The sequence below is a fragment of the Kosakonia sp. WA-90 genome, assembly GCF_039871955.1.
Classification (GTDB): Bacteria; Pseudomonadota; Gammaproteobacteria; order Enterobacterales; family Enterobacteriaceae; genus Kosakonia; species Kosakonia oryzendophytica.
Window position 1 is genome coordinate 1 of the sequence record NZ_JBDPLJ010000022.1, and the last position, 619, is coordinate 619.

General features: G+C 51.1%; 1 rRNA gene. It reads right to left on the bottom strand.

Annotated elements, in window-relative coordinates:
* Positions 1 to 471: ribosomal RNA gene (locus ABGA49_RS16095) — 16S ribosomal RNA — on the bottom strand; the annotation flags it as partial.
* Between the last annotated feature and the right edge of the window lie 148 nt (positions 472 to 619).

The window sequence follows — 619 nt, forward strand, 5'->3', positions numbered from 1 at the left end:
GGTTATTAACCACAACACCTTCCTCCCCGCTGAAAGTACTTTACAACCCGAAGGCCTTCTTCATACACGCGGCATGGCTGCATCAGGCTTGCGCCCATTGTGCAATATTCCCCACTGCTGCCTCCCGTAGGAGTCTGGACCGTGTCTCAGTTCCAGTGTGGCTGGTCATCCTCTCAGACCAGCTAGGGATCGTCGCCTAGGTGAGCCGTTACCCCACCTACTAGCTAATCCCATCTGGGCACATCTGATGGCAAGAGGCCCGAAGGTCCCCCTCTTTGGTCTTGCGACGTTATGCGGTATTAGCTACCGTTTCCAGTAGTTATCCCCCTCCATCAGGCAGTTTCCCAGACATTACTCACCCGTCCGCCACTCGTCACCCGAGGAGCAAGCTCCTCTGTGCTACCGTTCGACTTGCATGTGTTAGGCCTGCCGCCAGCGTTCAATCTGAGCCATGATCAAACTCTTCAATTTAAAAGTTTGATGCTCATCGAATTAAACTTCGTAATGAATTACGTGTTCACTCGTGAGACTTGGTATTCATTTAGCGTCCGTGGACGTCAAGAATCCATGTCACTTTGAGTGCCCACACAGATTGTCTGATAAATTGTTAAAGAGCAGT